This window comes from Rhodococcus sp. AH-ZY2 (genome assembly GCF_030916465.1).
GTDB lineage: Bacteria > Actinomycetota > Actinomycetes > Mycobacteriales > Mycobacteriaceae > Rhodococcus > Rhodococcus ruber.
Map to the genome: position 1 here is coordinate 3,403,678 of NZ_CP126458.1, position 19,104 is coordinate 3,422,781.

15 protein-coding genes are annotated in these 19,104 nt (G+C 70.0%); 2 read left to right on the forward strand and 13 right to left on the reverse strand.

What is annotated here, in order from left to right; translation table 11 throughout:
* Positions 1–43 precede the first annotated feature (43 nt).
* The 8 genes from QNA09_RS16440 to QNA09_RS16475 form a co-directional block, all read right to left on the reverse strand.
* A complete protein-coding gene (locus QNA09_RS16440) occupies positions 44–364 on the reverse strand; it encodes a DUF202 domain-containing protein (RefSeq protein WP_010591996.1) in 321 nt (106 codons plus the stop codon).
* Positions 365–401: 37 nt separating this feature from the next.
* Positions 402–770 (reverse strand): YidH family protein, encoded by a 369-nt coding sequence (locus QNA09_RS16445; RefSeq protein ID WP_010591997.1) that lies wholly within the window; start codon positions 768–770, stop codon positions 402–404.
* 59 nt (positions 771–829) lie between these two features.
* Positions 830–1,282: a ubiquinol-cytochrome c reductase iron-sulfur subunit gene (locus QNA09_RS16450; RefSeq protein ID WP_017680010.1), complete on the reverse strand. Its 453-nt coding sequence runs from the start codon at positions 1,280–1,282 to the stop codon at positions 830–832.
* Between the two features lie 42 nt (positions 1,283–1,324).
* A complete protein-coding gene (locus QNA09_RS16455) occupies positions 1,325–1,888 on the reverse strand; it encodes a DUF6529 family protein (protein WP_040271976.1) in 564 nt (187 codons plus the stop codon).
* 35 nt (positions 1,889–1,923) lie between these two features.
* A complete protein-coding gene (locus QNA09_RS16460) occupies positions 1,924–2,562 on the reverse strand; it encodes a hypothetical protein (protein ID WP_040271974.1) in 639 nt (212 codons plus the stop codon).
* An 88-nt stretch (positions 2,563–2,650) separates the two neighbouring features.
* Positions 2,651–3,139: a Rieske (2Fe-2S) protein gene (locus tag QNA09_RS16465; protein WP_302069420.1), complete on the reverse strand. Its 489-nt coding sequence runs from the start codon at positions 3,137–3,139 to the stop codon at positions 2,651–2,653.
* A 101-nt stretch (positions 3,140–3,240) separates the two neighbouring features.
* A complete protein-coding gene (locus QNA09_RS16470) occupies positions 3,241–4,770 on the reverse strand; it encodes a DHA2 family efflux MFS transporter permease subunit (protein ID WP_064065893.1) in 1,530 nt (509 codons plus the stop codon).
* Positions 4,771–5,074: 304 nt separating this feature from the next.
* Positions 5,075–6,769: an FAD-dependent oxidoreductase gene (locus QNA09_RS16475; RefSeq protein WP_017680015.1), complete on the reverse strand. Its 1,695-nt coding sequence runs from the start codon at positions 6,767–6,769 to the stop codon at positions 5,075–5,077.
* A 154-nt stretch (positions 6,770–6,923) separates the two neighbouring features.
* Here QNA09_RS16475 and QNA09_RS16480 point away from each other — a divergent pair, with 154 nt between their 5' ends.
* A complete protein-coding gene (locus QNA09_RS16480; protein WP_308071981.1) occupies positions 6,924–7,751 on the forward strand; it encodes an acyl-ACP thioesterase domain-containing protein in 828 nt (275 codons plus the stop codon).
* Between the two features lie 23 nt (positions 7,752–7,774).
* Positions 7,775–8,266: a histidine phosphatase family protein gene (locus QNA09_RS16485; protein WP_010592005.1), complete on the forward strand. Its 492-nt coding sequence runs from the start codon at positions 7,775–7,777 to the stop codon at positions 8,264–8,266.
* Between the two features lie 205 nt (positions 8,267–8,471).
* On the opposite strand, the gene QNA09_RS16490 is transcribed toward QNA09_RS16485, so the two are convergent.
* The 5 genes from QNA09_RS16490 to QNA09_RS16510 form a co-directional block, all read right to left on the reverse strand.
* Positions 8,472–9,485, reverse strand: coding sequence for an iron-siderophore ABC transporter substrate-binding protein (locus tag QNA09_RS16490; protein ID WP_237210766.1), 1,014 nt, complete (start codon positions 9,483–9,485; stop codon positions 8,472–8,474).
* A gap of 173 nt (positions 9,486–9,658) precedes the next feature.
* Positions 9,659–13,630: a DNA-directed RNA polymerase subunit beta' gene (locus QNA09_RS16495; protein ID WP_010592007.1), complete on the reverse strand. Its 3,972-nt coding sequence runs from the start codon at positions 13,628–13,630 to the stop codon at positions 9,659–9,661.
* A 111-nt stretch (positions 13,631–13,741) separates the two neighbouring features.
* Positions 13,742–17,248, reverse strand: a complete 3,507-nt coding sequence (locus QNA09_RS16500) for a DNA-directed RNA polymerase subunit beta (RefSeq protein WP_010592008.1) — start codon at positions 17,246–17,248, stop codon at positions 13,742–13,744.
* 340 nt (positions 17,249–17,588) lie between these two features.
* Entirely contained in the window at positions 17,589–18,449 is an 861-nt protein-coding gene (locus tag QNA09_RS16505) for a hypothetical protein (RefSeq protein ID WP_102031342.1), read from the reverse strand.
* A gap of 21 nt (positions 18,450–18,470) precedes the next feature.
* Positions 18,471–19,067, reverse strand: a complete 597-nt coding sequence (locus QNA09_RS16510; protein ID WP_040271969.1) for a type II restriction endonuclease — start codon at positions 19,065–19,067, stop codon at positions 18,471–18,473.
* Positions 19,068–19,104: the final 37 nt, after the last annotated feature.

Genomic DNA, 19,104 nt, shown 5'->3' on the forward strand with positions numbered 1-19,104 from the left:
TTCCAAGGAGCCGAACCGGCCGGAGCCTCGGCCTGGGCGGCGCTCACACCTTCGACGTGACGATGAGCGCGGTGGCGGCGAGCGCCAGGACGACGACCGTGACGGTCAGGACGATGTTGCGCCACCAGTGATGCTTCGCCCGTCCCTCGATGAAGCGGCTCACCCGGGCCCGGTGCTCGCGTCCGCTCGTCACGAGCAGCACGAGCGCCGGCAGCAGGCACAGCAGGCCGATCGCCACCACCACGGGTGCCGGGCCGGGCGCCAGGCGCAGGAACAGCAGGACCACCGCTCCCAGGCCGGTCGCCGTGCGCAGCCACGCGAGAGTGGTGCGCTCCGGCTGCAACCCGGGGTCGTCGTGTCTCATCGCCGACCCGGCTCGCGTCGTGGACCCGGTGGCACGGTCACAGGAGGAGCGCCGCGGCGAGGGCCAGAGCCCCGACCGCCAGCATCGCGGCGAGCAGGAAGGCGATCCGCGGCGGCGGCAGGGGGCGTGCGGTGCGCATCGCGGCCTCGATCTGCAGCCAGCGCCGCAGTGCGGCGACCACGAGGACCGCGGAGAAGACCAGCAGGGCGCACGCCAGCGTGGTGCGCACCACCGGTCCCACGACGTCGCCGGCGAAGGTCTCGAGCGCGACGGCCGCCGCGATCACGCCGAGCGCGGTGCGGATCCACGCGAGGAACGTGCGCTCGTTGGCGAGGGTGAAGCGGGCGTCGGGTTCGTCGCCGTCACGCAACGCCCGCGGCCGCCAGTCGCGCAGAGGTCCGATCACGCAGTCGACCCTATCCCGGTGCCGCCCCGGACGGTCCGGCGACGGGACGGCGGAACCGATTACGCGAGTGTGATCTCGCCGTTGTCGACGGTGACAGCCCTGCTCTCGAGGGGACGCGCGGCGGGACCGTTCGCGACGGTGCCGTCGAGGTTGAACCGGCTGCCGTGGCAGGGACAGTTGATCGTGCCGTCCTGCACGGCCGCGACCGTGCAGCCCTGATGGGTGCAGATCGCGCTGAACGCGAGCACCTCGCCCGCGGCCGGCTGGGTCACCACGACCTTCTGATCGGGGAAAACCTGTCCCCCGCCGACGGGGATGTCGGCGACGGCCGCGAGGGGTTGTCCTGCAGCCGCGCCGGCCGGGGCCCCGGTGCCGGCGTCCTCCGCCGCGGAGGTCTGCCCGGAGGCCGGCTCGTCGCCGTACGTGCTGCAGGCCGCGGCGGCGGCCACGGCGGCCACCCCGGCACCGAGCAGCACCGAACGGCGGCTGACGGGAAACTGCTCGAGATCCATTTTCCGGCTCCGATCGTGGGAGGGACACAGTGGGTCGGTGCGTCAGAACGTGATGCCCGTCGTGCGGAAGAAGTACAGCGCCGAGGTCGTCCACACGACCACGATCGCCGTGAACAGGACACCGCCGGCCACCGGAACCGCCCATCCCGGCAGGCCCCGCCGACTGAGCAGCAGCATCTTGGTGACGAACGCCCCGTAGAGGAGGCATCCCGCCAGCGAGTGCCACAGCACCCGCGGCTCGCCGGTGCGAAAACCGAGCGCATACAGGCAGTGCACGGCGACGGGGACGGTCGCCAGCACAGCGAGGCGGCCCGACCATACGTGCAGGGTCCCGATCCAGCTCGGCGTGCGCAGTCCCGGCAACCGGCCGTACATCCCGGCCGCCGAGACGAGTTGCACCAGTGCCAGCACGCCGGCGAGGGTCGCCAGCCAGGTCTTGACCGCGGTCGGGCTGGAGAACCCGGCGACGTTGATCGAGAAGAAGGCCGGCTCGTGCACACGGCCGTAGGCGCCGAGCCCCACCGCGACGAGGGCACCCACCAGGAATGCGACGATCACGGGGGCCGTGCGCGGCGGCGCGGCGGGATGGACCTGCGGTGTGCTCATCCGTCCTCCTCTCGGTGTCACCGCGCGGTGGCACGTCAGAATGTGTCGCTGCCGGACACCGGGTCCGCGGTCACGGTCTCCCCGTCGACGACCGCCGTCCCGTCGGGTGCGAGGGCCGGGGCAGGTGTGGTGCCGCCGTCGCCGCCGCGGAGCACGCCCGTGACGGTTCCGTCCTGCGTGACGATCCAGCTCGCCCGGACATCGCCGACGTTCGCGAGGTAGAGGCCGGCGGGCGGTTCGGCCGGCGCGGCGTCGAAGGTCCAGCTGCGGTCGCCGAGCCACAGGGTGCCGCGCACCGTCGCGCCGTCGAACTCGCCCTCGAGACGGGCTCCTTCCCGGCCCTCGAGCTCGAGCCGGCCGGCCTCTGCGTCGCCGGCCAGCCACGACTCGACCGCGCTGCCGTCGCACGCGTACGCGACGGCGTCCTCGCCCTCGACGGCGATCGCGAGCGTGAGAGTCCCGGTCGCGACGGGGATCTGTCCGACGTAGGTGGCCTGCGCGGGGAACTCCACCGCAGCCGAGGTCGCCGTCGTCGTGGGGTCCGGCGCCGCCGTCGCGGCAGGACCCGGGGCCGGCGTCGCGCCGTCGTCCTCCTTGGAGACATTCACCGCGAGCAGCACGGCGGCGAGGACCACCACCGCCGCCAACGTGATCAACGGCCCCCTGCGCACCATGGGGTCCCCTTGCCGGTCAGCACTTCAGGGATGATGTCGCGGTCGAATCTACTCCGCCCCCGCCCGTCCGCTCAGCCGATCGCGTAGATCAGTCGACGACGACGTCCGCACCGCGGGCCGCGGCCGGGCGCGCCTTCAGCGGCTTGCGGGCGGGACCTCGGCTCACGGTCCCGTCCAGACGGAACCGGCTGCCGTGACAGTCGCAGACGATCTCGTCGGCCTCGACACTGGTGATGTTGCACCCCGAATGCGTGCACAGGGCGACGAACGCCCGGTAGTCCCCGGCGACGGGCTGCGTCACCACGAGACGCCGGTCGGCGAACAGGACGCCGCTGCCCACCGGGATGTCGGCCGCGGCGGCGACGACCGTGGCGTCCGGACCGGGCTCCGGCGGCGTGGTCGGCGCGGCGGGGGCGCTGTCGGTGCTTGCCCGCTCGGTGCCCTCGCTCTCGGCGCCGCACGCGGACAGGACCGCGGCGGCGGCGACGGCACCGGCCCCGCCGAAGAGGGTGCGCCGGCACAGACGCGGCTGTCCGTCTGTCGACGCGGAGCGTGGGTCGGTGGGTTCGATGCTCATGGGATCGTCCGTTCGGGTCGCCGTCGTGGTGCCGGAACGAGGTTAGCCGCAGACGCGCGGAGGGGCCGCGACCTACGTCACGGCCCCTCCGGGCGGGTGGTTCAGTGGACGACGACCGGCTGCAGTCCCTCCCCCGCCGGATGCTTGACGCGGGTGCGCGGCAGGAACAGCGCGGGGATCACCGCGAGCGCCATGAGAACGGTCGCGACGAGGAACGTGGTCGCGAACGCGTCGGCGAGCGAGGTGAGGATCGATTCCTGTACCGGTGCGGGCATCTGGTCGAGCGCCGCCTGGTCCATCTGTCCCCCGCCCTCGGGTGCCCCCGCCGGGGTCACGAGGCGGCTGCTCAGGATCACCGACATGGTCGCGGTGCCCACGGAGCCGGCGGCCTGCTGGACGATGTTCATCAGTGTCGACCCGCGGGCCACGCTCTGATGGGTCAGCGTCTGCAGCGCGGCCGTCATCGTCGGCATCATCGTGGCGCCCATGCCCATGCCCATGACGAACAGCGCGCCGAGGAGCAGGACGTAGGAGGTGTCCGTGCCCACCTGCGTGAAGACCGCCATGCCGAGCGTGACGAGGGTCAGGCCGACGAGCACGATCTTCCCGGGGCCTATCCGGTCGACGAGCCGGCCGGCGACCGGCATGGTGAGCATGGCGCCGAGGCCCTGCGGTGCGAGCAGGATGCCCGCCGCCAGGGTCGACTCGCCCCGCACCTGGAGGAAGTAGCTGGGGAACAGCAGCCCCGCACCGAAGAACGCGATCGCGAACACCGACATGGTGAGCACCGCGAACGTCAGCTGGCGGTTGCGGAACAGGTACAGGTCGATGAGCGGGTTCCGGGCGCGCAAGGCGTGGAACACGAACGCGGCGATCAGCGCGACGCCGATCACGCCGGGAACGAGGACCCGCGTCGCGGCGACGGTGCCGACCTCCGGGATGGAGGAGACACCGAACAGGAACAGCGCCAGCCCCGGCGACAGGAGCGCCATGCCCACGAAGTCGAAGGACTCGGACCTGCTCGGGCGGTCCTTGGGCAGGATCACCACGGCGGCGACGAGCGCCAGGACACCGATGGGCAGGTTGATCAGGAAGATCCAGTGCCAGCTGGCGGTGTCGATCAGCCACCCGCCGAGAATCGGGCCGCCGATCGGGCCCAGCAGCATCGGGATACCGAGCACCGCCATCACGCGGCCGACGCGGTGCGGGCCCGCCGCGTGGGTCATGATCGTCATGCCGAGCGGCATGAGCATGCCGCCACCGAGGCCCTGCACGACCCGGAATGCGATGAGCGAAGAAATGTCCCACGCCATGCTGCACAGCACGGAACCGGCGACGAACAGGACGAGTGCGGCGAGGTAGAGGCGCTTGGTGCCGAACCGGTCCGCGGCCCAGCCCGTGAGCGGAATCACGCTGGCGAGCGCCAGCGTGTAGGCGGTCATGGTCCACGCGACGGTCGCGTAGCCGGCGTCGAACTCCTCCATGAACGTCGGCACGGCGACGGAGACGACGGTCACGTCGAGAATCGACATGATGGCGCCGAGCACCACCACCGAGGCGATCTTCAGAACTGCCGCGTCGAGCTTGTCGCTCACCGGCGCGGCGGCCGGGCCCGCATGGGGGGCTGTCATGGGTCGGTCCTCTCGAGGCGCGAGGGCAGGCGGACCTGCCGGAACGGAGTCGAGGGCCGGGCACCACGTCGTGCCGGACGGCGACGACCGTCTCGGCGCGAGCCGCGTGTCACCGCCGGCGCGAGCCGCGTGTCACCGCCGGCGTGGACCGCGTGTCACCCTCGACGTGCCCGGCGACCAGCGCGCGCCCCGACAGCGCGGCGGATCGACATCCCGGCCTGCGCTCCCCCGGCGGACGTCGCCGCGGGCGGTGCCGGGCACCGTCGGAAGATTCTAGTGCCGGCGCAGACGAAGCCCCAACCGGTTATCGGCGGACCAGACGCAGCAGGCTGCGTCCCGACCGCGGGCGGCCGGCCGCCGTCTTCGTCAGGCGCGCACGATCGGTCAGCTTGACCCGTGGCCGGCCGGCCGCACGACCGGCCGCGCGCTCGGCCTCGTCGATCTCGTGCCAGCCGCTCAGTCCCACCCGGCTCGGGCGCCGCTGCCCGAGCAGGCGATCGAGTTCCCGCCGGCCGTACGCCGGCCGCGCGAGCCGACCGGCGTCGAAGTCGGCGAGCAGCGCCGCGACCGTTTCCTTGGCGCATGCCTTGTTGGTGCCGATCACGCCGCTCGGCCCGCGCTTGATCCACCCGGTGACGTACACGCCAGGTCCGGCCCCGGTGACCCGCCCGTCCTCGTTGGGAACGATCGCGCGCCGCTCGTCGAACGGCACCCCCGGGAGCGGAACCCCGCGGTAGCCGATCGAGCGCAGCACCAGCTGCGCGTCGAGATGCAGGGTCTGCTCGGTGGGGCGGGCGACGAGCGCACCGTCGTCGCCGGGGATCAGTTCGTTGCGCACCGCCCGCAGGCCCGTGACCCGGTCGGTGCCCTCGATCGCGGTGGGTGACACGAGGTAACGGAACACGATGCGCTTGTTCCCCGGCCGGGGTTCGCGGCGCGCGTACTCGCGGGCGAGCCGCATCCGCATCGCGACGGCGGGATCCGCCGCGGCGAGCTCCGCGCTGGCGGGGTCGAGGTCGAGCTCGGACTCGTCGACGACGACGTCGACCCCGTTCAGATCACCGAGGGCGAGGAACTCCGGATTGCTGTAGGCCGCCTGCGCCGGCCCTCGGCGGCCCAGCAGGACGACCTCGCGGATGTTGCTCCGGCGCAGCGCCTCGAGCGCGTGGTCGGCGATGTCGGTCCGGGCCAGCTCGTCGACGTCCATGGTGAGAATGCGGGCGACGTCGAGTGCGACGTTGCCGTTGCCGACGAGGACGGCGCGTTCACCGGAGAGATCGAAGACCCGGTCGGCGTAGTCGGGGTGGCCGTTGTACCAGGCGACGAACTCGGTGGCGGCATGGCTGCCGGGCAGGTCCTCGCCGGGAATGCCGAGACTGCGGTCGGCGGACGCGCCGGTGGCGTAGACGACGGCGTGGTGATGGGCGAGCAGCTCGTCGTGGTCGATGTCGCGGCCCACCTCGACGTCGAGGTGCAGGGCGAACGCCTCGCGACGGAACGACCACTCGAACGACTCGGTGACAGCCTTCGTCCCGGGATGGTCGGGCGCGACGCCGCTGCGGACCAGGCCCCAGGGGGTCGGCAGCCGGTCGAACATCTCCACCTCGACATTCGAGCGCTCGAGTAGTTCCTGCGCGGCGTAGCACGCCGCCGGCCCGGCCCCGACAACCGCGACGCGCAGAGTCTCCTGCCCCCGGGGCGGGGCGGGCGTCGGGGTGAGCGGGTTCCAGTTCTCGGGCATCGGATGCGCCGTGTAGTACTCCGCGTTGATGTCCTTGAACCGGGTCTGAGCCTCGGTGAGCCGGTCCTCGGGGAAGATCGCCTCGACCGGGCAGGCGTCCGCGCACGCGCCGCAGTCGATGCAGGTCTGCGGATCGATGTGCAGCATCTCGGTCTGTGCGAACTCCCGCTCCTCCGGAGTGGGATGGATGCAGTTCACCGGGCACACGGCGACGCAGCTCGCATCGTTGCAGCACGTCTGGGTGATCACGTAGGCCATGTCGCGTCCTCGAAGAGCCGGGACCGGATTTCATGTGACATCCGGTAACAGTTATATCGACTGTAGCCTCGGGGTCCGCCGCTCGCAAGATTCGCTGCGGGCCTGCCCCGCAACTGTCAGAATCGGCGGGGCCCGACGAAGACCAGGGGGACGCATGGGTTCGGATACCGCCGCGGGAGCGGCACCTACGGATACCGCCGCGGCAGCGGCACCGGGAAAGCACGTACCCGAGGACGCCTGGGCGCAGCCCCTCGCCACCGCTCCCCCGCCCGACGACGCGTTCCGGTCCACGCGCACGGTGCGCACCGGCGACGTCGACAGCCGGGAACGGCTCCGGCTCGACGGCGTGGCCCGTTACCTGCAGGACATCGGCACCGACAACCTCGACGCCGTCGACGCCACCGACACCGATCCGCTGTGGATCGTGCGCCGCACCGTCGTCGACGTGCACCGGCCGGCCCGCTTCCGGGAACAGCTCGAACTGCGCCGATGGTGTGACGCCCTGTCCACGCGATGGGCCAACGTCCGTGTGCGGTTCGAGGGCACCGGCGGCGCCGCGATGGACACGTCGGCGTTCTGGATCAACATCGGGCCCACCAACGGCATGCCGGCTCGGATCAGCGACCGGCTCTGGGAACACATGGCTCGTCACGCCGCGGACACCCGTCTGCGGTGGCGGGCATGGTTGCCGCCCACGCCGTCCGCAGACGCCGACGCCGGCACGCACTTCCCGCTGCGGGCCACCGACATCGACCCGTTCGACCACGTCAACAACGCCGCCTACTGGCACGGCATCGAGGAGCACCTCGCCGGACGGCCGGAGTTGCAGACGGCCCCGTATCGTGCGGCGATCGAGCATCTTCGACCGGTTGTCGCCGGCGACACGCTCGTCCTGCGCGCCCGGCACGACGCCGACTCGCTGACCCTGTGGTTCACGGTCGACGACGAGGTGCGGGCGGTGGCACGCGTCGGCCGCTGGTGAACGTCACCGCCTAGGGTGAACCCATGACCCGCACCCTGATCCTGTTGCGGCACGGGAAGTCCGCGTACCCGGACGACGTCGCCGATCACGAGCGCCCGCTCGCCCCCCGCGGGCGGCGCGAGGCCGGTCTCGCCGGGCGCTGGCTGCGGGCCCACCAGCCCCCCGTCGACGCGGTGCTGTGTTCGACCGCGACGCGGGCCCGCAAGACGCTCGCAGAGGCCGCCGTCGAGGCGTCCACCGACTTCCTCGACGACCTCTACGAGACCACACCGGAGCGGGTGGTCGCCGCGATCCGCCGGGTCCCGGACGACGTGTCCACGCTGCTCGTCGTGGGACACGAGCCCGTCCTGTCGGCGACGACGCTGTTGCTCTCGGCCGACCACGACTCCGACGCCGCCCGTCAGATCGTCGAGAAGTTCCCGACTTCCGCCGTGGCGGTGCTCGAGGTGCGCGGGACGTGGCACGACCTCGGTGCCGGTGAGGCCGCCCTGGTCGACTTCCACATCCCGCGCTGACCGGGAACGGCCGCTACTGCACGGCGGCGAGCCGCCCCTACTGCACCGCGGCGAGCCGCCCCTACTGCACCGCGGCGAGCCGCCCCTACTGCACGGCGGCGAGCCGCCCCTACTGCACCGCGGCGAGCCGCCCCTACTGCACCGCGGCGAGCCGCCCCTACTGCACGGCGGCGAGCCGCCCCTACTGCACCGCGGCGAGCCGGCGCTACTTCACCGCGGCGGCGAGCGCCTCCAGGTAGGCATCTATCCCCCAGGTCAGGGACAGGACCGTGGGGGGCGACACCGCGGCGATCAGCTCGGTGCCGTTCACCGTCGCCACCCTGCCTTCGGTGACCTGCTGCATGGTCTGCGCCCACGGCTGGGCGAGGGTGCGTTCCTGCGCTGCGGCGTCGTCGGCGTAGGAGAGGAGGATGTCGCTGGTGAGCTTGCCGACCTCCTCGAAGCTCATCGTGAAGTAGAAGCTGGACTCGTCCGTGCTCAGTTCGGTGACGCTCGGGGCGCTGACGAGACCGAGGTCGGTGAGGAACTCCACCCGCGAATCGGCGGGCTTGTAGACGTAGAACGTGTCGCCCGTGTCCCATACCGCGGCGACGGTGCGGCCCTGCAACTGCGGGTACGCGGCGGCCTTGTCGGCGATGATCGCCTCGGTGTCGGCGATCAGGCGCTCGGCGTCGGCGGACCGGCCCAGCGCCTGCCCGACCGTGGAGACGACGTCACGCCACGGGGTGGCCCACGGCTCACCGGGGTACGCGACGGTGGGAGCGATCCGGCTGAGGGTGTCGTACTGATCCTGGGTGAGCCCGGAGTAGTTGGCGAGGATGACGTCCGGGCGGGCCGCCGCGATCTGCTCGACCGGCACGTCCGTGCCGTCGTTCTGCAGGATCGTCGGTGTCTCGGCACCGAGTTCGGTGAGCTCGTCTCCGATCCACGGCAGGACACCCTGCTCGTCACCGCCGTACGACTGTGCCGGCATGGCGACGGGGACGACCCCGAGCGCGAGCGCGGCGTCGGTGCTCCCGAAGCCCCACGTGACCACCCGTTCGGGTTCGGTCTCGATCGTGGTGCTGCCGAGGGCGTGCTCGATCGTCACGGGGAACGCGCCCGCGCCCGAGCCGGATGCCTCGGAGGGGTCGTCGCCGCCCGACGAGCACGCGGTCAGGACGAATGCGAGGGCGAGACCGGCTGCGGCAAGCAATCTCGGGATTCGGGTCGACGGCACTGGCGTTCCCTTCGATTAATTAGGAGTGCCTACCCAAACTAGCGGATCGACTGGGTCGCCGCGCGGGTACCCCCGGAACCCAGAAGGCCCCGCCCCCGAAGAGAAGAGGGCGGGACCTTCGTGGCTACGGCAGGTGCCTGACCGCGGCCGGCGAACCGGCTGCGGCGACGGCTCTACCGGTAGTCGCTGGAGTAACCGTAGTCGTCGAGCGGAACCGCAGCGCCGGTGTTCTGGCCGAAGCCCTCCGGCGAGTAGTACTGATCCTCGTACGACGGGATCGCGTAGGCGGCCGCGCGGGCCTCCTCGGTCGGCTGCACCTGGATGTTCCGGTACCGGTTGATGCCGGTGCCGGCCGGGATCAGCTTGCCGATGATCACGTTCTCCTTCAGACCGATCAGCTTGTCCGAGCGGCAGTTGATCGCCGCGTCGGTCAGCACGCGAGTGGTCTCCTGGAACGACGCCGCCGACAGCCACGAATCGGTGGCCAGCGACGCCTTCGTGATGCCCATGAGCACGGGACGGCCGGCAGCCGGCTCCCCGCCCTCGGCAACGACGCGCCGGTTCGAGGCCTCGAACTCGCTGCGCTCGACCAGCGATCCGGGGAGGAACTCCGTCGACCCCGAGTCGATGATCGTCACGCGGCGCAGCATCTGGCGCACGATGACCTCGATGTGCTTGTCGTGGATCGACACACCCTGGCTGCGGTACACCTCCTGGACCTCGTTGACGAGGTGGACCTGCACCTGGCGCGGTCCCATGACCCGCAGCACCTCGTGCGGATCGGCCGCACCCTCGAGCAGCTGCTGACCGACCTCCACGTGGTCGCCGTCCGCGAGGACACCTTCGGTGCCGTCCGCCTTACGGATGACGTGCAGACGCTGACGCTTCGACAGCTTGTCGTACACGACCTCCTCGCCACCGTCGTCCGGGACGATGGTGATCTTGTAGAAGCGGTCGTCGTCCTCGAGTCGCACGCGGCCGGAGACGTCGGCGATGGGCGCCTTGCCCTTCGGAACGCGGGCCTCGAACAGCTCCTGCACTCGGGGCAGACCGCCGGTGATGTCCTCACCGACGCCACCCTGGTGGAACGTACGCATCGTCAGCTGCGTGCCGGGCTCACCGATGGACTGGGCGGCGACGATACCGACGGCCTCGCCGATGTCGACGAGTTTGCCGGTCGCCATCGAGCGGCCGTAGCAGGTGGCGCACACGCCGGTACCGGTGTCGCAGGTCAGCACGGAGCGGACCTTGACCTTCCGGATGCCGGCGGCCAGCAGGGCCTCGATCGCCGGGTCGCCGAGGTCGCTGCCCCGGGTGACGACGACGTTGCCGTCCGCGTCGACCGCATCGGTGGCCAGCGTACGGGCGTACGTGCTGGTCTCGATGTGGGCGTCGCGCACCAGACGACCGGTCTCGGCGCCCGTCCCGTCCCGCTCGGGCTCGGCGATGATCATCTCGATGCCGCGCGGCGTGCCGCAGTCGGTCTCGCGGACGATGACGTCCTGCGACACGTCCACCAGACGACGGGTCAGGTAACCCGAGTCGGCGGTACGCAGCGCGGTGTCGGCCAGACCCTTACGCGCACCGTGGGTGTTGATGAAGTACTCGAGCACGGTCAGGCCCTCGCGGAACGAGGACTTGATCGGACGCGGGATGAACTCGCCCTTCGGGTTCGTCACCAGACCCTTCATGCCCGCGAGCGAGCGGATCTGGGTCATGTTGCCCGCGGCGCCGGACTTCACGATCGTCGGGATCGGGTTGTCGTCCGGGTAGTGCGCCTCCATGGCCTGACCGACCTCTTCGGTCGCCTCCTGCCACAGCTTGACGAGCGAGTCGCGCCGCTCCTCCTTCGAGAGGGCACCACGAGCGAACTTGCGCTCGAGCTGATCCGCCGACGCCTCGTAGCGTTCGAGGATCTCCTTCTTCTCCGGCGGCACCAGCACGTCGGCCATCGACACGGTCACACCCGAACGGGTGGCCCAGTAGAAGCCGGCGTCCTTGAGCTTGTCGACGGTCTGCGCGACGACGATCATCGGGTAGCGCTCGGCGAGATCGTTGATGATCGCGGCCTGGCGCTTCTTCGGCATGACGTCGTTGACGAAGCCGTAGTTCACCGGCAGCAGCTCGTTGAACAGCACGCGACCGAGCGTGGTCTGCACGGTCCAGCCGTCGCCGTAGTTCCAGCCGTCGGGGAACAGCTCCGTCTCGAGGTCCTTCGGCGGCCGCTGCCGCTCCAGGCGCACCTTGATGGGGGCCTGCACCGACAGCACACCGCGGTCCACGGCCATGATCGCCTCGGCGGGAGACGAGTACACGCCCTGCTCCGGCTCACCGTCGGTGGCCGGCCGGTACGCGCCGGGCGCGTCCTCGACCAGGCGGGTCAGGTGGAACAGACCCGTCACCATGTCCAGACGCGGCATGGCGAGCGGACGACCCGATGCCGGCGACAGGATGTTGTTCGACGACAGCATCAGCACGCGGGCCTCGGCCTGCGCCTCCGCGGACAGCGGCAGGTGCACGGCCATCTGGTCGCCGTCGAAGTCGGCGTTGAACGCCTCACACACCAGCGGGTGCAGCTGGATGGCCTTGCCCTCGACGAGCTGCGGCTCGAACGCCTGGATGCCGAGACGGTGCAGCGTGGGAGCACGGTTGAGCAGCACGGGGTGCTCGTTGATGACCTCTTCGAGCACGTCCCACACCTGCGGACGCTGCCGCTCGACCATCCGCTTGGCGGACTTGATGTTCTGCGCGTGGTTCAGATCGACCAGACGCTTCATCACGAACGGCTTGAACAGCTCGAGGGCCATCAGCTTCGGCAGACCGCACTGGTGCAGCTTGAGCTGCGGGCCGACGACGATGACCGAACGGCCCGAGTAGTCGACACGCTTGCCGAGCAGGTTCTGACGGAACCGGCCCTGCTTGCCCTTGAGCAGGTCGGACAGCGACTTGAGCGGACGGTTGCCCGGGCCGGTGACCGGCCGGCCGCGACGGCCGTTGTCGAACAGCGCGTCCACCGACTCCTGCAGCATCCGCTTCTCGTTGTTGACGATGATCTCGGGGGCACCGAGGTCGATCAGTCGCTTGAGGCGGTTGTTGCGGTTGATGACGCGGCGGTACAGGTCGTTGAGATCGGAGGTCGCGAAGCGGCCACCGTCGAGCTGCACCATCGGGCGCAGCTCCGGCGGGATCACCGGCACCGCGTCGAGGACCATGCCCATGGGCGAGTTGCCGGACTGCTGGAAGGCCGCGACGACCTTCAGGCGCTTGAGGGCGCGCAGCTTCTTCTGGCCCTTGCCGCTGCGGATCGTCTCGCGCAGCGACTCGGCCTCGGCGTCGATGTCGAAGTTCTCGATGAGCTTCTGGATCGACTCGGCGCCCATCGCACCCGTGAAGTACTCGCCGTAGCGGTCCTGCAGCTCCCGGTAGAGCAGCTCGTCGACGATCAGGTCCTTCGGCTTGAGCTTGGTGAAGGTGTTCCAGATCTCCTCGAGCCGGTCCAGCTCGCGCTGGGCACGGTCACGCAGCTGACGCATCTCGCGCTCGCCGCCGTCCTTGACCTTGCGGCGGACGTCGGACTTGGCACCCTCGGCCTCGAGCTCGGCCAGGTCGGCTTCCAGCTTCTGCGCGCGTGCCTCGAGGTCGGCGTCGCGCTGGTCGGCGACGGACTTCTTCTCGACCTCCATCTCGGCTTCGAGGGTCGAGAGCTCGTTGTGGCGCAGTTCGTCGTCCACGGCCGTGATGACGTACGCGGCGAAGTAGATGATCTTCTCGAGATCCTTCGGCGCCAGGTCGAGCAGGTAACCGAGGCGGCTCGGCACACCCTTGAAGTACCAGATGTGCGTGACCGGCGCGGCGAGCTCGATGTGGCCCATGCGCTCGCGGCGCACCTTGGCGCGAGTCACCTCGACGCCGCAGCGCTCACAGATGATGCCCTTGAAGCGGACACGCTTGTACTTGCCGCAGTAGCACTCCCAGTCCCGGGTGGGGCCGAAGATCTTCTCGCAGAAGAGGCCGTCCTTCTCGGGCTTGAGCGTGCGGTAGTTGATGGTCTCCGGCTTCTTGACCTCACCGTACGACCAGTTGCGGATGTCCTCCGCAGTGGCCAAGCCGATGCGGAGTTCATCGAAGAAGTTGACGTCGAGCACGTAACTTCCTTTCCCCTTCACGGGTTTTGTTGCTGCTAGTTGTCGCTGTTGCTGCCGGGGCCCGACGAGATGCAGTCCGCCGTGCGGGAGTGCATCTCATCGGGTCGGCTCCTAGTTCGCGAGGTCGTCGACCGTGGCCGACTCGTTGCGGGAAAGGTTGATGCCCAGGTTGGCCGCCGCCCGCTCGAGGTCCTCGTCGTCGCCGTCGGCCATCGCGATGGCCGCGCCGTCGCTGGAGAGCACCTCCACGTTCAGGCACAGCGACTGGAGTTCCTTGAGGAGCACCTTGAAGGACTCGGGGATACCCGGCTCCGGGATGTTCTCGCCCTTGACGATGGCCTCGTAGACCTTCACGCGGCCCACCACGTCGTCCGACTTGATGGTGAGCAGCTCCTGCAGCGTGTACGCGGCACCGTAGGCCTGCATGGCCCAGCACTCCATCTCACCGAACCGCTGGCCACCGAACTGCGCCTTACCACCGAGCGGCTGCTGGGTGATCATCGAGTACGGGCCGGTCGAACGGGCGTGGATCTTGTCGTCGACCAGGTGGTGCAGCTTGATGATGTACATGTAGCCGACCGACACCGGGTACGGGAACGGCTCGCCGGAACGGCCGTCGAACAGCGTCGCCTTGCCGTCCGCGCCGACCATGACCTCGCCGTCGCGGTTCGGCAGCGTCGAGCCGAGCAGACCCGTCAGCTCGTCCTCGCGGGCACCGTCGAACACCGGGGTGGCGATGTTGGTGTCCGGATCGGCGGCGAGCATGTCGTCGGACAGGTTCTTCGCCCACTCGGGACGCTCACCGTCGCCGGCGACCTGGACGTTCCAGCCGGCCTTGCCGATCCAGCCGAGATGCGTCTCGAGGATCTGGCCGATGTTCATACGACGCGGGACACCGTGCGTGTTGAGGATGATGTCCACCGGGGTGCCGTCGGGCAGGAACGGCATGTCCTCCTGCGGGAGGATCTTGCCGATGACGCCCTTGTTGCCGTGCCGGCCGGCGAGCTTGTCGCCGTCCTGGATCTTGCGCTTCTGCGCGACGTACACGCGGACGAGCTCGTTGACACCCGGGGGCAGATCGTCGTCGTCCTCGCGCGAGAACACGCGGACGCCGATGACCTTGCCGGTCTCGCCGTGGGGCACCTTCAGCGACGTGTCACGCACCTCGCGGGCCTTCTCACCGAAGATCGCGCGCAGCAGCCGCTCCTCCGGGGTCAGCTCGGTCTCGCCCTTCGGGGTGACCTTGCCGACGAGGATGTCGCCGTCGCGCACCTCGGCGCCGATGCGCACGATGCCGCGCTCGTCCAGGTCCGCGAGGACCTCGTCCGAGACGTTCGGGATGTCGCGGGTGATCTCCTCGGCACCGAGCTTGGTGTCGCGGGCGTCGATCTCGTGCTCCTCGATGTGGATCGAGGTGAGCACGTCCTCCTCGACGAGGCGCTGCGACAGGATGATCGCGTCCTCGTAGTTGTGGCCTTCCCACGGCATGATCGCCACGAGGAGGTTCTTGCCGAGCGCCATCTCACCGTTCTCGGTGCAGGGGCCGTCGGCGAGGACCTGACCGGACTCGACGCGCTGCCCCTCGTCCACGATCGGCCGCTGGTTCGAGCAGGTGCCCTGGTTCGAACGGTCGAACTTGCGCAGACGGTAGGTGCGGCGGGTGCCGTCGTCCGCCATCACGGTGATGAAGTCGGCCGAGACCTCCTCGATCACGCCGGACTTCTCGGTGACGACGACGTCGCCCGCATCGACGGCGGCACGCAGCTCCATGCCGGTACCGACGACCGGGGCCTCGTTGCGCACCAGCGGCACGGCCTGACGCTGCATGTTCGCACCCATGAGGGCACGGTTGGCGTCGTCGTGCTCGAGGAACGGAATCATGGCCGTGGCCACGGACACCATCTGCCGCGGCGAGACGTCCATGTAGTCGACCTCGGTCGCCGCGACGAATTCGACCTCGCCGCCCTTCTTGCGGACGAGGACGCGCTCCTCGCTGAAGCGGCCGTCGGCGTCGACCGGCGAGTTGGCCTGCGCCACGACGTGGCGGTCCTCCTCGTCGGCGGTGAGGTAGTCGACCTGGTCGGTGACGATGCCGTTCTCGACCTTGCGGTACGGGGTCTCGATGAAACCGAACGGGTTGACCCGCGCGTACACCGACAGGGAGCCGATCAGGCCGATGTTCGGGCCTTCCGGGGTCTCGATCGGGCACATGCGGCCGTAGTGCGAGTGGTGGACGTCGCGGACCTCGAGGCCGGCGCGCTCACGGGACAGACCACCCGGGCCGAGCGCCGAGAGGCGGCGCTTGTGGGTCAGGCCCGACAGCGGGTTGTTCTGGTCCATGAACTGCGACAGCTGGGAGGTTCCGAAGAACTCCTTGATCGCGGCCACGACGGGACGGATGTTGATCAGCGTCTGCGGCGTGATGGCCTCGACGTCCTGAGTGGTCATCCGCTCACGGACGACGCGCTCCATGCGGGACAGGCCGACGCGGATCTGGTTCTGGATGAGCTCGCCGACGGTGCGCAGGCGACGGTTGCCGAAGTGGTCGATGTCGTCGACCTCGACGGGAACCTCGACGCCGCCCGGCGCCGTCATGGTGGTCTCCCCCGCGTGCAGGCGCACCAGGTACTCGATGGTGGCGACGATGTCTTCCTCGGTGAGGGTCGACGCCTCGATCGGCTGGCCGGCGTTCAGGCCCAGCTTCTTGTTGATCTTGTAACGTCCCACGCGCGCCAGGTCGTAGCGCTTGTCCTTGAAGAAGAGGTTCTCCAGCAGGGTCTGCGCGCTCTCCTTGGTGGGCGGCTCGCCCGGGCGCAGCTTGCGGTAGATGTCGAGCAGGGCCTCGTCGGTGCCGGCCGTGTTGTCCTTCTCGAGAGTGGACATCATGATCTCGGAGAAGCCGAAGCGCTCGACGATCTGCTCGTTGGTCCAGCCGAGCGCCTTGAGCAGCACGGTGACCGGCTGGCGGCGCTTGCGGTCGATCCGCACGCCGACGGTGTCGCGCTTGTCGACGTCGAACTCGAGCCACGCGCCGCGGCCCGGGATCACCTTGACGCTGTGCAGGTCCTTCTCGGTGCTCTTGTCGACCGCGCGGTCGAAGTACACGCCCGGGGAACGCACCAGCTGCGAGACGACGACGCGCTCGGTGCCGTTGATGATGAAGGTGCCCTTGTCGGTCATCATCGGGAAGTCACCCATGAAGACCGTCTGGCTCTTGATCTCGCCGGTGTTGTTGTTGATGAACTCGGCAGTGACGAACAGCGGCGCCGCGTACGTCATGTCCTTGTCCTTGCACTCCTCGACGGAGGCCTTGACCTCGTCGAAGCGCGGGTCGGAGAAGGACAGGGACATCGACCCGGAGAAGTCCTCGATCGGAGAGAGCTCCGCCAGGATCTCCTCGAGGCCGCCGACGACGGGACCGTCACCGCGTTCGGCAGCGAGCGCGCGCCAGCGCTCGGAGCCGATCAGCCATTCGAAGGAATCTGTCTGTAGATCGAGGAGCCCGGGGACTTCGAGAGGTTCGCGAATCTTTGCGAACGAGACCCTCTTCGGGGCTCCGGGGATTCCGGCAACTGCCTTGGTCTGGCTAGAGACTGCCAAGATGCGTCCTTCCAGCACCTCACGCGGGCCGCTCCAACCGGTGCGACCGCCGCTGTACCTGCTTCTTCATGTGGGGCGTTATCGCTGGTTGCGACCCGAACGACAACCCCACCGCGAAGTCGGCGGAACGGGCCCCGGAGGGCAACGCTCCCCGCGATGCGGTCGAGAGATGGACAGGAGGCAGCCAGCGCAAAGTCCGAACTTACACCCAAAAGTCGCAGATGTCGAGCGACGGCACGAAAAGAAGCGCCCGACCCCGGGCGCCCAGGACGCATGTTCGTGCGTGCGTACCGATAGAGTGACCGCTCACGCCGCCCGCGTCAAGAGCAACCGGGCCGATTCCCGGTCGGCGCGCTCGTCAGCTGTCCCGGATCTCCGAGACCAGCCACTTGCCGTCGATCTTCTCCATCCGCACCAGAAGCGGCGCCGACGCACTGCCCTGGGCGACCGCGTCGCCGGTCGCGCTGACACTGATGAACGCCGCGACCTCGGCCCGGTCGTCGTCGAGCATCGACGCACCGATGTGGTCGATGCGCACCTCCGTCGCGGTGTGCGTCTGCACCGCCGCCTGCTTGGTGACCTCCGCGGTCAGATCGAACTCCTCCCGCATCGGCGGGGTGAGGACCTCGCGGATCTCGGCGAAGTCCTCGTCGATCGTCTCGTAGTTGTAGCCGTGCATCGTCTCGATCGCATTGCCGGCAGCGGCGGTGACCTCGGACGTCGCGGTGCTGTCGACCCACGCCTCGTTGCTCACCGTCGCGCCGGGACGGGCGGCCGCGACCGCGGCGAACGCACCGAGCGCGAGCGCGGCCCCGCCGACGATCGCCACCGCACGCCAGCTGCCGCGCGAGGCGGTGCCGGCGGCCTGCGCTGCCGGCTCCTCCGCGTCCCCACCGTCGTCGACGGGCGCCGGTTCATGCGGCTCCGGGGCGCTCGTCCGGTCGGATCCGGAGCCCGGCCCCGCCGGGGCCGCCGAGGACCCGGTCGCTTCGGCGGCCGCCGTTCCCGCTCCCGCCGTCGGAGCCGGGGGGGACTCGGGCGGGGTCGGCTCGAGCGGGGTGGACTCGGGCGAGGGGGACTCCGGCGGGGTGGGTCCGCTCGGGGTGGGCCCGGTGGCCTCGGGGCGGACGGCACCGCCGGTCCGGCCCGTCCCCGCGATCTTGGGCCGTCGCCCCCTCGGGGGGCCGGCCGGATTGGGCTTGCGACGCAGCGGGGGCACTACACACTCTCCTTCATCGGCTCACTCGCCTGCGGCGGGACCGGGTTCGGCCGGGGGCACGGGGGCGGGTTCGGCCGGGGGCACGGGGGCGGGTTCGGGCGGCGCGGGTTGCTGCGCGCCCTCCGCCGGCCCGGCACCGAGCTGCACCGAGTCCAGCGGCTGGATCGTCTCCGCCTTCCACACGTCGCCGTCCTTGCGCATCGCCACGTTCACGGTGACCTTGTTCTCGACGAAGTTGTCGGGCCAGGTGGTCTTCACCGCCAGGACGATCAGGGCCTGCGCCGTGTCGGCGTCCGTGTCCAGCGCGGTCAGCGAACCGAACAGCACGTCTGCCGACATGCCCGTGCCCGTCTGGGCCACCTGCTCCCGGATCTGCTGCTCCGTCGCGGCCAGATCGTTGTTCAGGGCCTCGCCGGTGATCGACGACCGCATGTTCTCGATCGACGTGTCGACGTCGGCGGCGTCGACACTGTTGAGGTTGATCGCGGCCTGCATCGCCCCGGACAGGGCCGCGTCCCGCGCCTCGGCCGCCGGACGGTCCACGAGCAGGGCCCGCCCCCACCCGAAGCCGAACCAGGCGGCCGCGACGAGGGCGACCACCGCCAGCACACTCACCACTGCCAGAACGATCCTGCGTATCGTGTCGCCGCCCGCC

Excerpts from the sequence above, each read along its gene's own strand:
- QNA09_RS16470 (WP_064065893.1), bottom strand. The coding sequence starts at position 4,770 with ATGACAGCCCCCCATGCGGGCCCGGCCGCCGCGCCGGTGAGCGACAAG.
- QNA09_RS16460 (WP_040271974.1), bottom strand. The coding sequence starts at position 2,562 with ATGGTGCGCAGGGGGCCGTTGATCACGTTGGCGGCGGTGGTGGTCCTC.
- QNA09_RS16480 (WP_308071981.1), top strand. The coding sequence starts at position 6,924 with ATGGGTTCGGATACCGCCGCGGGAGCGGCACCTACGGATACCGCCGCG.
- QNA09_RS16455 (WP_040271976.1), bottom strand. The coding sequence starts at position 1,888 with ATGAGCACACCGCAGGTCCATCCCGCCGCGCCGCCGCGCACGGCCCCC.
- QNA09_RS16465 (WP_302069420.1), bottom strand. The coding sequence starts at position 3,139 with ATGAGCATCGAACCCACCGACCCACGCTCCGCGTCGACAGACGGACAG.
- QNA09_RS16475 (WP_017680015.1), bottom strand. The coding sequence starts at position 6,769 with ATGGCCTACGTGATCACCCAGACGTGCTGCAACGATGCGAGCTGCGTC.
- QNA09_RS16440 (WP_010591996.1), bottom strand. The coding sequence starts at position 364 with ATGAGACACGACGACCCCGGGTTGCAGCCGGAGCGCACCACTCTCGCG.
- QNA09_RS16485 (WP_010592005.1), top strand. The coding sequence starts at position 7,775 with ATGACCCGCACCCTGATCCTGTTGCGGCACGGGAAGTCCGCGTACCCG.
- QNA09_RS16450 (WP_017680010.1), bottom strand. The coding sequence starts at position 1,282 with ATGGATCTCGAGCAGTTTCCCGTCAGCCGCCGTTCGGTGCTGCTCGGT.